Raw genomic sequence first — 14,322 nt, 5'->3', positions numbered from 1 at the left:
CAGCGCTGTGCTACATTATGAATGAATTAAATATTATTCACTCAGGCACGGAGGGCTTACGGATGGAAGATAAGAAGGCTGAGATTTTCAGATGCGGCAAAGAGCTGTTCAGCTCCAAGGGCTTCAAGGACACCAATATTTCCGACATCACCAAAATGTGCGGGTTCGCTGTAGGCACGTTCTACAATTATTACGCCTCGAAAGAGAAGCTGTTCATCGATATTTATCTGCAGGAGAACGAGAAGCTGAAGCGGAGCATCCTGCAGTCTTCGGTCAATCTGGACGACGAGCCTGCCAAAGTGCTTAAAGAAATCATGGCGCTTAATTACAGCGGGATCAATACGAATCCAATCCTGAAGGAATGGTACAACAAAGCTCTTTTCAGCAAGCTGGAGAAGGAATTCTATGAGCATGGCGGAATAGAGGGTATTCATGAAATGATGAACAGCGGCACGCTGGAATTAATCCGGCATTGGAAGACCAAGGGGAAGATCAGAGAGGATCTGGAGGACGGCATGATTCTTGCCTTGTTCAACTCCGTGCCGTATATCGACATTCACAAGGAAGAGATCGGGGTTAGCTATTTTCCGCAAATCCTGGACTATTTAGTCGAGTTTATCATGAAAGGCTTGACGGATACACAGCATTGACAAAGGTCTCCGGCTTCGTTTGGCCGGTGGCAGAATACACTATTAAATGTTCAGTGGATGTACTGGGCATTTTATTCCGGTTTGAAATGAATGAATTTAATTACGTTCATTCATGTTTATAATATAACGAATTGAGGCGCCATTATGAAGACTATCATTATTTACAGATCAGGCCGCAGCATGAACACACAGAAGATTGCAGCCGCTATGGCGGAAGTGCTGGGTGCAGATTTGGCCAAAGTGGAGGACATTAAGCCGGAGATGCTGTCCGGATATGACCTGATTGGCTTGGGTTCAGGCATTTACGCCTCCAAAATCCACCGCAGGATGTTCAAATTCATCAAGAGGATGCCGCTCCGGGACAAGAATGTCTTTATTTTTTGCACATCCGGGTCGGGGGAATTCAAGAATAAAGCGCTGGTTGAGGCCAAGCTGGCGGCTAAAGGCTGTAACGTCATCGGTGATTTCAACTGTCCCGGGGAATTCAGCCCGCTGGGCTTCAATCTGGATAAAAAGGGGCATCCCAATGAGCAGGATTTCGCGGATGCCCGTGCATTTGCAGCTGGTGCGTCTCTTCAAATTATAAATAAGCCTAGAGTGAACTAGTTGGCTGCTGCGGCAGTGCTTGCGGTTATGCTGCCTCCGGTCAGGCTGTCGATAACAATGCTAAAGACCGATGACGCCGGAAAGTCCGGCTCCACCCCCCTCAGGTGCCAGTTGGCGTATAGGCTGGGGTTCTTGCTGGTGGCAGTGCCCCCTGTAAATTCGACCAAGCGCTCCCGGTTCAATATATCTGCGTCATTGACTGCTGCGTTAAAGCCAAAGACGGTCCCTTCCTGCAATTGAAGAGGCGTCATATTAGCCAGGGGCAACCGGATCAAGTATGTGGACAGCTTGAGCGCTTCGTCCCGGAGCACCTGAACCCATTCCGATGGCTTTTGCCCGTAGCTCTGGCCGTATGCCGTTGCTGCCTGCCAGGAATACACCTCATTGCCTGCTCCGGTGTAAGCAAAGCCATATTCGTAATCATCCGTGCTGTATTTGGTGGCCTTGTCGTTCAAGGGGTCGATGCTGATCTGCACATTATCTCCATCCCAGATATTCATACCCGATTTATTATTGAACTGGTAATCATCATACACCTGGGCTAGCACGTACAAGGCATCCTCATCCCATTGAGTATACATTCTGGCTGCCACATTGCTGGCCTGCCAGGCTTCGGCGGACAGGGGATCGGCAGGCGGATTGAGGTAGATGGGATAGGCCTTCTTCCAAGCATCCAGGTTGCCGTCAAAGCCTGCAGTTGTCAAAGTCTGCTCCGCCTTCACCATAACCGCAAAGCTCAAGGGCAGTATGGCGGACTTCAGCAGATTCCCCTCGGTGTCCTTCACCCGGACCGCAAACGAATATTCGTGTAAAGGTTGGTTGCGGGTTGAGCTTACGGAAAAGGTCACCGCTTGAATCTCTCCGGCACTCAGGCTATAAGGCTTGCTGGCATCCATGATCCACCCTGGAGGAGGGTCAATTTCAACAGTACCGCTTAGCACATCAGTGAATAGATTGTTCAAGTTGACCGTGATACTGTCGAGCTGATCCATGGTTTGCCCGCTAGGCTTCAGGCTATAACTCACCTTTTCGGCAATGTTCACGGGAATAGCTTTGGTTCGCAGTACTTCGCCGTTTGGATTCTCCAAAATCAGATCAAGAGAAGAGGGGCTGCTTAATTGAAAATCAGAAGAATGAATAGTGAAAGGAATCTGCACATTTGTTTCTGGCTCAACGGATACTTCTGTTTCGGCAATGATTCGGTTTGCGCCTGATTCCACTAATTTAACCTTGCCGGACAGCGCTGTTGCTCTTGCATTGGTTACGGCAGCCTGGATCGAGGCCGATCCTCCCTCGAACAAGGACACCTTGGAGGGATAGCTGCTCAGCAGCAAGTTTGTTGGCTCTGCAGCCTCGAATTCGCTAATCTTGGCAGCCCAACGTGCCAAACGCCCGGCTGTCTGATCCCAGGCCAGAGCCATCTCGGGACGGTCAGCCTGCAAATAGGCATTGGCCTTCACGTTCCATTCACGGGCATGTCGCATGATTTCCTGGGCAAATGACTGACTGCCTCCAGAAATATTCTGCAGCTTGGCCTGGATCAGGCTGCTCGTATTCACAAGCTCAGCAGTGGAGGACAAGGCGGTCAGCGCCGGCTGGTTCTGTGAGCCCTGCATTAATGCCTCCAATGGCTTCACGGCCAGGTGATAGGCGTATAGCATACTCATCGCACTCTCCATGGTGAAGGTTCCCGCCTGTGCTTCCTCCACGATGGCTTGGCCAAGCAGCTCATATTGATCTGCCAAAGCCTTGATCTCGGCGTATGCACCGCTGCCGAAGCCGCTCACGTACAGAACTTGCAATTGGCTCTGGAGAGCAGGGGCTGCGGACAAGGCGCTACCCCATTCAGTTAACCAATTCTGATGGAGGCTTACCGCCAACACCTTCAACTGCTCCTTGGCCCAAGCCGGGTCAATGCCGGTAAAATAAACCGGAGAGGAGCCGACGGTATAGCTGCTGCCGGAGCCGGGGGATGGAAGCTGATTGCCCATGTAGTCGGTCTGCGTCAGATTGCCGGTCAAAGCAATGGATTGGTTCCCGCCTGTCAAGGACCAGGCAGTGATGACATATTCCTGTTCCTTTTTCCACAAATAAGATTTCACTTGGCTTCCTGAATTCATTTCACCGACAAAGTAGGCATCTGCCAAGGCTCTGTTGAGCTGCTGAAAGGAAACCAAGGCTGGTTTGGGCATCCGGTCAATCCGCACGATGCCGAAGTTGTCTTCAGTATACGCAGGGTCGGTACCGTCATCACGCAAATCATAGATGGCGCTCTGCCTAATGCCATTGGCAGAAGAAATCAGAAACTGCTTGGTAAGGTAGACGGATTGCAGTTCTTCATTGACGCCTCTGGCATCGGCAGAGGTTGGCCAGCCCACCTCAGTAATATTTTGGTATTTCCAGGCTCCGTATTTCTTGGTTATGTCGGTATATGATTTCAGTTTGGCCTCATAGCTTGTATCCGGATCGTTCGGATAGACGTATGGATGGAACGAAACCGCATCAATATAGGGATATACCTCCTGCAGGAACATGTCATCCAAGTATTGGGGACCGTTCTGATTAGCTACGCTGCCCGCAATGATCACCGCATCGGGATTGATTCTGCGGATGGTCAGCGAAGCGGCTTTCACAAGACGTGCATAGTCGCTGACATTAGGCTCCGGCTGCCAGAAGCTGATGTTTGGTTCATTCCACAGCTCGAAGGTGTTGATCTTGCCCTTGTAGCGGCTTACCACCTGTTCCACATAGTTGACATAGGCATCCAGTTGCTCCTGGGTGGCGGGTCCGACCTTTATATCCTGTCCGCCATTATATAGCGAATTGGAAAAGCAAAGCAGGGAAACAATCTGCATACCCTTGGAGACGGCGTCATTCACCCATTTGTCGGTCTGGGTGAAATCAAAAACACCCTTTACCTTCTCCACCTTGTTCCAGGATATACCATCTCTGATATAGCGGATACCCGCCCCTTCCATCAAAAGTGTGTCTGCGGCATCCGTTTTGTTGCTCTGATCAAAGTGGGTGGCTACTCCAAACAAGGACTGATCATCGCCGAATTGCCGCTCGTAATCGGGAAACACCGCAAAGGTGGCGGAATCGAAGCTGACCACCTGGCGCTGAGCATCCTTCACCTCTACGTGAAGGGAATGGATGCCATTTAATTGTGGAGGCAGCATGATGGTTTTCACCAAAGATTGAGAGGCCGGAACCATGATGGTTTGTTCCTCCAGCAGTCCGCCTGCAATCTGATGATAGACGCTGTAATTTACCGAATGATCCGTATTATTGGTGAAATAGACCGAATAGGATACGGTATCCGGGCTATATACCCGGTCTGTCCGGGCCATCTTGACCTCGACAATCTCAGGTACATCGAAGCCAATAAGGCCCAGCTCCCGTTCGGTGTAGCCGATGTCGCGAAGCTGCTCGATGGAATAGTGGTCCTGCAGCACCTGCTTCACCTTGCTGCCCATGGCAGATACATCCAGTTTTACGGTGCCAAAGAAGCTATCCTTGAGGAAAAAGGCCGGTCTGATCATGTTAGTGGTTTTGGCTTCAGCACCGGAGGTTTCTCCTAGTCCACCTGATGGCACGCACAGTACAATGTTAGTGCCCACATTTTTGCCCCGTGCGGAACGAAGCCACCAGCCCCAGGCGGTCATATTGTCCTTATATCCCAATTTTGAGGCATATTGGGCATATTCGGTCTGGGACAGTAAGGCGACGCCGGCCGTCGTAGTGAAGTCCTGGGCATAAGTCGTATTAACATTACCGCCTTCAGTCAGCCACTGATGCTGGAAGTCAATATGGTTGACGATAGCTGGCTCCAGCTTGACAGAGCTTGTGGAGCTGGGGTCAATAAAATCATGATTCAACCAGTAGGCGATATTATTGGTATCGCTTACATCAAACTTCGCAGTATTGTCCGGATCAAAGGTGCTGGTGCCGTAATTATTTTTGGACAGCACGAAATACTGGTAGACTCCCGCCGTTACCGTACTGTCGAGCAAAACGAATTCCCGCGTGCTGCCTGCCAAACGGAACAGATTGTCCGCAGGAGTCGTGGGGGTGGCTCCAGCCGGTGAGGTATATAACCGGTCGATTGCCGCATAGGCCGGCAAGGCACTCATCAGGAGCAGAACTGCCGCAAGGAGCGCTGCCAGTTTTTTTGAAAGATAATCTATAGGCTTCACGCAATGAATTTTCATGCCGTAACCCCATTTCCCTATAATAGACTGATAGTTAATAAGGCAAATTCAGAAACATGGGTGGATGTACACCGATTTAACCGGAGCAAGCCATTCAAGCTGACCCGCTCCGCAGTCTTAACATGAAATTATTTTAATTGGCTTTTGTTCTCCAGATACCACTCGTTGACGGTCTTCTCTACGGCATCCCCTCCCAAGCGTTTCCATTCCTTGCGGATTTCATCGATGCCGGTTTGTGCAGTCATGGATGTCCCGCCTGTCACTACCTTGGCCTCAATTTGCTGGGCAATCGGAGAGAAGGTGGCAATCAATTGGCTGACCTCCGGTTGGCTCGGACCGTAAGCGATATCCCGGCGATACTTATTTTTCATAGCCAGAGTCAGGGAGTTGGCCTTTTCTTTGGCGTATTCCTGGGATAAGGCGTCGGAGGCCGCCATGACCGGGAACCATTCCGGCTTCTGCTCATATTGGTTGACAATAGGCAGCTCGCGGGCAAAAGTAACTTCCTTGCGGAATTTATCAGCATCACTAATCTGGGGAACACCGTCTACATCTTTGTAATGCACATTTTCCTCTCCGTACTTCAGAGGCTTCCAGCCAGTGTCGATCATCCAATCCAGAAATTTGAAGGCTGCTTCAATCTTGTCCTCTTTGAGATTGCCGTTAAATGTTACGAAGATTCCCGGTGATGCCTCCTGATACAAGCCGCTTTTGCCATATTGGGTGGAAAGGGATTCCAAGGCTGTCATCTTGGCATCAGGGACATTCTTCTTCAAATCAAGGAACTCGGCTTCCATATTCCAGGATCCCAGCATAATGCCTGCCTTGCCCGTCGTCCAGAATTGCATGGATCTCTGGAAGTTTTTATCTGTGATATACTCCTTGTCAATCAGACCGCCGTCGAAAAGCTGCTTTTGGAAGGACAGACTGTCCATATAGCGTTCGGTCACTCTGCCGTATTCCAGCTTGTCACCGTTTACATACCACTGGCTCTCCGAAGCCATAAATAATTCTCTAATAATCGGCACGCCATTGCCGTTGAACACGATCGGTACGGTATCCGCCTTGCCGTTGCCGTCCGGGTCGTCATCCTTGAATTTCCTGGCTACCTCGAGCAATTCGTCCACGGTTGTCGGCGTCTTGAGTCCCAGCTTATCCAGCCAGTCCTGTCTGATCCACATGCCATGATTGGCAACGCTTTCGACGCCGCGCACGCTGGCAACGGCGTATTTTTTGCCGTCAAAGGTAAGGTAGGAGTCGAGCTCCGGATGCTCCTCCAAATATTTTTTGTAGGAGGTGCTGTATTTCTCTATATAAGAATCCACTGGCTGGATAGCACCCTGATTGACTAGTTGGGCAATGTAGTTGCGGTCGTACTCCCAGATGAGGTCTGGAGCGCCGCCGGAAGCAATCAGTGTATTCAGCTTGGTCTGGGCTTCGTTCCGGGGAACCGGCACCCACTTGACAGTCACAGGAGCATTGTTATTGATCCACTCGGTCCAACGATTGCTTTCATAGTTTCCCTCCTCAGCAGGCACTTCGCCACGGTCAAAGATCGAAATGCTGATCTCTTTCTTCGCTGAAGCTTGCGAGGAGGGGCTTGTCCCACCCGCTGTCGAAGTAGTTGAATCCTTGCCTGAACCACAGGCTGTCAGAGCTGACACTGCTAAGCAGGCAATCACTGCTGTTGAGGCGGCTTTCTTGAATGTTGCCAATTGCTTCATCCCCTTAAAAAAATGTTTTTTTATATATCAAGAGAAGGATGTTGCAGCTCTTTCTCAATGATATCAGCCTTTAACGGAGCCAATTAGAACCCCTTTGACAAAATGCTTTTGGAGAAATGGATATACGCATAGAATCGGCAGGATGGCTATAACAACGGAGGCTGCCTTGATTCCTTCCGGTGTCAGTATGACAGATGTTGCGCCTTCACTGCCGCCTCCGCTGTTCAGCAGACTTTCATCCACCTGCTTAATCATCTGGTAAAGCTTGAGCATCAAGGTCTGGAGCTTGGAGCTGTTAATATAGAGCATGACGTTAAAATAGGAATTCCACCATCCCACAGCATAGAATAGGGACAACGCCGCGATAATAGGCTTGCACAGGGGCATCATGATCTGGACCAGGATGCGCCAATTTCCCGCGCCGTCTATGGAGGCGGCTTCCTCAATCTCCTCCGGCAGCCCTTCCATAAAGCTTTTCATAACGAACATGTTATAGGTACTGATCAGCCCTGGAAGCCATAAAGCCAGGTAGGAATCCATCATTCCCAGGTTCTTGATCAGAATAAAATTAGGAATGATTCCAGATACGAAGATCATAGTGAAGGTGATGAACATGAGAATCAGTCCCCGGCCATACAGCCTTTTGCGGGATAAGGGATAAGCTGCCAGAATGGTCATGAGTATGTTTAAGGAGGTGCCGACTAAGGTTACGATGACCGTATTGCCCATGGCGTGGAGCAGTTGGCCATCCTCGAGCAGTCTCCGGTAAGCTTGCACATTGAACTCTATAGGCCAAAAGTATACTTCTCCGGCAGTAATGGCTCTGCTGCTGCTGAAGGAAGCGGATATCTCGTACCAGAAAGGATATAAGGTTAGGAGAGACAGCAGGCCCAGAAGCAAATAATTCAATAGGCTGCCGGCAAGGGCCAGCGGAGAGGCATCTTTCATCATTTTTTTCATGATTACCATAGCCCCCTTTCCCCGAACAGGCGGATCGACCGGTTCACACCGACAACAAGAATCAGACTGATCAGGGATTGGAACAAGCCCAAGGCTGTCGTATAGCTGTAGTTCATATTTTGCAGTCCCACCCGGAAGACGTAGGTACTGATGACATCAGCTACATCCAGAACAGAGTCGTTTTGCAGCGAAAGAGTCTGCTCTAATCCAACATCCATCATGCTGCCCATCCGTAGAATAAGCAGGATGGCAATGGTGCTGCGGATGCCCGGCAAGGTAATATGCCAGGTTTGACGCAGCTTATTGGCTCCATCAATCTTGGCTGCTTCATATAACTGGGTATCAATAGCGGACATGGCAGCCAGATAAAGGATCGTTCCCCAGCCTGCTTCCCGCCAGATGGAGGAAGCGGTGTATGCCACCGGCCACCAGCCGGAATTAGCCATGAAGTAGATGGGCTCCATGCCGAATACATGCTGCAGAATCAGGTTAATGACCCCTGTGCTGGGGGACAGCATGGTAATCAGTATGCCGCCAAGCACTGCCCAGGAAATGAAGTGGGGGATGTACAGCAGATTTTGGATCAGGCGTTTGAAGCTTTCCAACCGAATTTCATTCAATAGGAGAGCCAGTACAATCGGGACCGGAAAGCCTATTGCTAGACTGTATACATTGAGCAGCAGGGTGTTGCGGAATACGCGCCAGAAGTCTGTGCTTTCGAACAGCATCCGAAAATGCTTGAATCCTACCCAGTCGCTTCCTACAATACCATCGGCAAACCGGTAGTTTTTGAAGGCGATAATTTCACCGGCCATAGGTGAATATTTGAACAACAGGTAGAAAACAATAACGGGCAGCAGCATGAGGTACAGGGATTTATCATATTTAATGCGCTTCCATTCGAATTTATTTCTCGTAATGCAAGCACGCATTGCCAGGGCCTCCGGTGAACCTGAAGCCTCTATAGCGGTTAACGACTGTTGCTTTCTCATCTCTCGCATCCTCTCCAAACCACAGCATTTATATGTTTGAGGGGCCCCCTCGCAGATTTAATCTTACTGGCATGACAATCGGCTGAATACAGATTCGTTATGACGAACGTCGCTTTTTTTGACAAACGGCAGGTTGCATTTTTCTACTATGGTAACAATTTTCGCAGTGAGCTCCTCACAAGCCTTATTCCGCAAGGCTTTTAGCGAATACAAAGAGTCCTGCCGTAATGTCAGGCAGGACTCTTCGATGGCCTCTCTTACAAGAAGCGCTCCCGGTATTCCGTTGGTGTAAGACCTGTGTACTTCTTGAAGCTGCGCATGAAGCTCCGGCTGTTGGTATAGCCGACTGCCTCGGATACGTCATAAATCCGGAAGGTTTTATCCTTCAAAAGCTCTTTGGCAGCATTAATGCGGATTTCGATCAGGTAGTCGATGAAGTTGCCTTCGGCATGCTCCTTGAACTGCCGGCTAATATACGAGGGATTCAAATGGAATTCATCAGCCAGCTTGTCTAGGGACAGGTCACTATCCTGATAATGTTGCCGGATATAAATCAGTATTTGGTCAATGGTATCATTTTTGCCCCTTTGCATCCGCTTGTCTTCGATAGTCCCCACCAGCCGGAGCAGCAACGTGCTTACTAATTCCTCGGCTTGCCTCCAGTTGTCAGATTGCTGAATCACTTCGTGTGCTGTGCCGATTTCTGCCTGGATCTCATTGACGTCAATGCCGATGGAATCTATCGTTTGCATGGCTCTCATGACCAGCTCAAAGGATAATTGCTTGAAAAGCTCCGGCGGAGCATTGTTCTTGACCGCTGACATAAAGACATCCTGAACCAGCACTTGAAGCTTTTCCCGGTCTGCCTGCTTAAGGGCTTCCAGAATGCGGTCAATTCGCTGGGGAAATTGATAATAATCCTGGCTTTGCAGGGGCTGCAAATCCTCAATGGAGATGACGGTCTGGGGTCCGGTTACCATTTTGTAGCGTAATGCAACCTTGGACTCCTCATAAGAGCGGGGAACGTTGCCCAGCTCCCGGTAGCATCTCCCTACACCTGCGGTGACCACCAGCCCGATTTGTTTGCTCATTACATCCAGAATATGCTCCAGCAGTGTGGCGGCACGCAGATGGTTCTGTGCCTCGTCTCCCTCCGAGAAACTCAATAGGATAACAACCCGGCAACCTCCAAGATCAATGGCCACACCTGCGTTCTCCCTATAGATAATTTCCTCGGCCACATTGCATAGCGCATAGGCATAGAGAATTTCATCCCGTGGGGAAATTCCGCCTTCCTTGCCGAATTCCGCGGTGCACACGACAAACCATTCGGGATACAAGCGTACTCCTGTAAATTCCAGATGAGGGATCACCGTCGAATATACAGTCCGGTAACCGGTTAATATATCCATCACGGTTCGCCATTTCAGCATAGGCTTGGCATCTCTCACCTGCTGTTCCAGACCCTCCCGATCCAAAAACATTTGGTCGATGACATCGTCCAGATAGGACAATCCCTTATGGGGAGTACCGTCAAACCGTCCAGCCTGCACAGGCCGATACTTGCCGGACAGCTTGCCAATCAATGCGTCCATAGGACGGAAAGTTCTGCGGCTGACGTAGAAAAGAATGATTAGAGCAATTGCAAACATCAGTACGCTAAAAGCAAGGAGCAAATTGCGGGTCACTGTAAGGGGGCGGTACATCTGGTCCTCCGGTACAATGCTGACAATCTTCCAGCCTGTGTAAGTCGAGGTTGTATAAAACACCATCTGCTTTTCCTGCTCCGGCTTGATGCTGAAGGAACCGGCATCCGGGCCAGTCAGTACGTTTTCAAGATATGGCATGTCCTTTAAGGAGCTGTGCAGCTTGGATTTATCATTATGGGTAACGACTTGACCCTGCTGGTCAATAACGAAGGTTTGCCCCTTGTTTCCATCCTGGTAAATATCCTGAATCATCTGGTAGAGCACACTTTCCTTCATATTTACAGCCAGCAGCCCGGTGCGGAAGCCCGGCTTGCTTAATGCCGGATAAGAGCGGATCAAGGTGACCACATCCTCCAAGGCCATGCCGTCGGAAATCTGGTGCGTAGGCAGCCATTTGAAGTAACCATCCATATTCAGATATTGGGTAAGCCATTGGTCCTCTGATCCATCGTTACTGATGTAATTTTGCTGGGTTAGAATGTCACCGCTTACATGAGAGTAGACGTAAATGGATGAAAATTGCAGATTGCGGTTCATGAACGTCCCAAGCTTACTGTCCAACCCATAAAAATTGGCATATCTCTGAGCATCATCCTTATAGACGTTGTTCATGAAATAGACAAATTCAAGCTCATGGGTCAACTGCAGCAAATCCTTTTCCGTCTGCTTGAAGGAAAGTTCTAATTTTTGATTTATCTGGTTTAATAGCGCAAAATTAGTTTCCTTCAGCTGGCTGCGAAGCCCTCTGACGGTTCCCAGGTAAGAGAAGAGGAAGGTCATGGATATGACCACCAGCAGAAGACCGCCGTAAATAAGGATTACCCTGCCTGTGAAACTGGATTTCATTTCAGCGCCCCCTCAAAAGTTGTAAATACCATGATCATAAAGTGTGATGAGATGAAACGCCGATAACATTTCAAATAGATGTACCAGCGGAGCAGACTCGTATTAAATATTAACAATAGCAAAGTCGCAGGCCGGAGGGTTAAAATGAACGAAAAAAAGACTCTCTGCTGCAGCTGGTAGCCAGAGAGTCTTTCCATCTGCTGGACTGATCAGGCTATTACCGGGGGCTGGAAGGCGGATTCTCCACTGATTTCCGCTCAATCAGCTGAACCGGAAGGGTGATGCGTCTGCGTTCTGCTTGGGGGCTGTGAATCAACTCCATCAGGAGCAGAGCGGCTTCCTGCCCCATCTTCCGAAAGGGCTGTACGATAACAGTGGGTGGAACCCTGAACAGTTCCGGGTAGGAATAATCGTCGAATATGACCAGGGAAAGATCTTCGGGAATTCGGATGCCCAAATGTTCAGCAGCTTTCATAATCAGGGAGCCGTGTACGTTGTCAAAGGCCACCAGCCCGGTAAGGGGGGGCTGAGTCCTGAGGAAATTGATAATGCCTTCAGGTGTAGGTTCGAACAGCCGGGCAGCGTGATCCACCGGAATAAGGTTGTCGGCCAAAGCCTGCTCATAGCCGTGAAGCCGGTCCTCCAGCGAGGTTGTGCCAAGAACAGGGGACGAGATGCAGCCAATTCTCCGGTGTCCCTTGCTGATCAGGTAGGAGACTGCCTGATATGCTCCGTTCTCATTGTCTGAACAGACACAATTGGTCTCCACGCCGCGCAAATAACGGTCCAATACAACGACAGGATATTGCTCCATGGTCAGACGAAGCACTTCCTCGTTATATGTTTCACCATGAACCGGGAACAAAATAATACCTTTGGCGCCGCTTTGGACAGCTTCCTTCAGCATAGCGAGTTCACGTTCCCTGGATTCCCGGGCGTTCATGAACAGGACCCGGAAGCCTCCATCGGCTGCGGCTTCTTCAATGCCAAGAAGCAGCTCGGAGCATATAGAGTCCAACGTGTTTTGAATAATAAAGGCTATGACCGGGGGGCCTGATAATCTTTCTCCCGCATACTGTGGCGCTCCGGCCACTGGACGGAGCGAGAATGAGTTTGTGGAGACTGGGCTGTCCATCACCTGCATAATGCTATCCGCGCCCTCTGCCACAAAGCTTCCTTTTCCTTGAACCCGGTATACAACTCCTTCTTCGACAAGTGTCTTCAAGGCTTGCTTCACCGTAATCCGGCTCCCCTGGAACAACCGGGCCAGCTCATTCTCCGAAGGGAGCGTATCTCCCGGCTTCCAGCTTCCGAGGTGGATTTGTTCAGTGATGTATTCGCGTATTTGCAGGTAGATTGGAATTCGTTTGTTTGGCTGCTTCATCTGTTTCCCTTTCACACTTTTGTATATTGGTATATACAAATATACAAGTTGAAAAGGCAGAAGTAAAGCTGGAAAGTCATTACTAGTTTGTTACGGGTAGTGCATGTTTATGTACAAAGTTTCGTATATATGTATTGATATTTATATACAAATATACAACTTAATTGGAGGCATCCGACATGCCATTTGCCAAGGACAATAAAATGATTCTAAAAACGGAGAAAAGACTTAAAAAACAGCAAATCTGGAACAGACCGGCTGGCTGCCGGCTGCTACAATTGAATTAGTATGTGTTATGGAAAGGCTGGTGGATCACCTGAATTACAGCAGGGAGATCGAGCGGAGTATTGATTATATTGAGGAGCATCTGCGGGAGAATCTGACGGCAGAGGAGATTGCCGCACAGGCGGGGTATTCGCTGTATCATTTTTGCCGGATGTTCAGCCAGTGCCGAGAGATTCCGGTCATGGAATATGTGCGCAGCCGGAGGCTGTCCCTGGCAGCAGTAGAGCTGTTTGGCGGGCGGCGGATTACGGATATTGCGCTGGAGTATGGTTTTGAGACCCCCGGCGGCTTCGCCAAAGCCTTCCGCAAGGCCTTCGGCTACAGTCCCTCGCAGTATGCGGCACGGATGGACGGGTATCTCCGGGACAGATCGGTGTACCAAATCGGAGATTATATCTGGGAGCCCGTGATGGTGAGCAAACCGGCGTTTAAGGTGGCTGGTTATGGCATCGAAACGAACGTGGAGGCCGGAAGCTATACGCAGGACGTCGCTTCCTTCTGGTATTACTATGACGGAGACAATCTGGAGGATAAAATGTACGCCAAGCTGAACCCGCCGAAGCACGGGGAGGTTGGCTTATGTATTCCGGCAGACGATGGCGGCAACGCCGTCTACCTGCTGGGGGTTATAGTGGAGGACTTCAGCCTTGTGGCTGAGGATATGGTTACCGCTGTTGTGCCTGCTGCGCAGTATGCGGTATTCACGACACCGCCGGTGGATAATAGCGATGAGGAGAACCCGGATACTTTTGCCCAAGTGGTGAAGTCTACGTGGCAATATATCTTCGAGGAATGGTTCCCGGAAAGCGGTTATGTACATGACGAGGGCAAGCTGAACTTTGAGTACTACGACGAGCGGTGCCATGCGCGGGTAGATACGGTGATGGAGATCTATGTTCCGGTGGTGGAGCGGCGGGGAAAATAGTAGCTAAATACGGCGGAGGCAAAGGCTGTG

General features: G+C 49.9%; 9 protein-coding genes. 3 read left to right on the top strand and 6 right to left on the bottom strand.

Features of this window, described 5'->3' with window-relative positions:
* The first annotated feature begins 62 nt into the window (after window positions 1-62).
* Together NSQ73_RS22540 and NSQ73_RS22535 are read left to right on the top strand one after the other, a co-directional pair.
* Window positions 63-650: a TetR/AcrR family transcriptional regulator gene (locus tag NSQ73_RS22540; protein WP_171718937.1), complete on the top strand. Its 588-nt coding sequence runs from the start codon at window positions 63-65 to the stop codon at window positions 648-650.
* Between the two features lie 144 nt (window positions 651-794).
* Complete coding sequence (locus NSQ73_RS22535) at window positions 795-1,256, top strand: flavodoxin domain-containing protein (RefSeq protein ID WP_340988261.1); 462 nt, start codon at window positions 795-797, stop codon at window positions 1,254-1,256.
* On the opposite strand, the gene NSQ73_RS22530 is transcribed toward NSQ73_RS22535, so the two are convergent.
* The 6 genes from NSQ73_RS22530 to NSQ73_RS22505 all read right to left on the bottom strand — a co-directional run bounded on the left by NSQ73_RS22530 (window position 1,253) and on the right by NSQ73_RS22505 (window position 13,082).
* Complete coding sequence (locus tag NSQ73_RS22530) at window positions 1,253-5,467, bottom strand: sugar-binding protein (RefSeq protein ID WP_340988260.1); 4,215 nt, start codon at window positions 5,465-5,467, stop codon at window positions 1,253-1,255. The two genes, NSQ73_RS22535 and NSQ73_RS22530, sit on opposite strands and share 4 nt — an antisense overlap.
* 128 nt (window positions 5,468-5,595) lie before the next feature.
* Window positions 5,596-7,182 carry an extracellular solute-binding protein gene (locus NSQ73_RS22525; protein ID WP_445669585.1) on the bottom strand — a complete coding sequence of 529 codons (1,587 nt, stop codon included), beginning with the start codon at window positions 7,180-7,182 and terminating at the stop codon, window positions 5,596-5,598.
* Window positions 7,183-7,254: 72 nt separating this feature from the next.
* Complete coding sequence (locus tag NSQ73_RS22520) at window positions 7,255-8,151, bottom strand: carbohydrate ABC transporter permease (RefSeq protein ID WP_340988258.1); 897 nt, start codon at window positions 8,149-8,151, stop codon at window positions 7,255-7,257.
* A 2-nt stretch (window positions 8,152-8,153) separates the two neighbouring features.
* A complete protein-coding gene (locus NSQ73_RS22515) occupies window positions 8,154-9,143 on the bottom strand; it encodes an ABC transporter permease (protein ID WP_340988257.1) in 990 nt (329 codons plus the stop codon).
* A 257-nt stretch (window positions 9,144-9,400) separates the two neighbouring features.
* On the bottom strand, window positions 9,401-11,698 hold the full coding sequence (locus tag NSQ73_RS22510) for a helix-turn-helix domain-containing protein (protein WP_340988256.1): 2,298 nt from the start codon (window positions 11,696-11,698) through the stop codon (window positions 9,401-9,403).
* A 217-nt stretch (window positions 11,699-11,915) separates the two neighbouring features.
* Window positions 11,916-13,082: a GntR family transcriptional regulator gene (locus NSQ73_RS22505; RefSeq protein WP_340988255.1), complete on the bottom strand. Its 1,167-nt coding sequence runs from the start codon at window positions 13,080-13,082 to the stop codon at window positions 11,916-11,918.
* Window positions 13,083-13,389: 307 nt separating this feature from the next.
* Between NSQ73_RS22505 and NSQ73_RS22500 the strand changes: the two genes are divergently transcribed.
* Window positions 13,390-14,292 (top strand): AraC family transcriptional regulator, encoded by a 903-nt coding sequence (locus NSQ73_RS22500; RefSeq protein ID WP_340988254.1) that lies wholly within the window; start codon window positions 13,390-13,392, stop codon window positions 14,290-14,292.
* The last annotated feature ends 30 nt before the right edge of the window (window positions 14,293-14,322 follow it).

The sequence above is a fragment of the Paenibacillus sp. FSL R10-2736 genome, assembly GCF_038000245.1.
Lineage (GTDB): Bacteria > Bacillota > Bacilli > Paenibacillales > Paenibacillaceae > Paenibacillus_AQ > Paenibacillus_AQ phytohabitans.
Note: the sequence above shows the minus strand (reverse complement) of the source record. Positions and strands in the feature narration are given on the sequence as shown.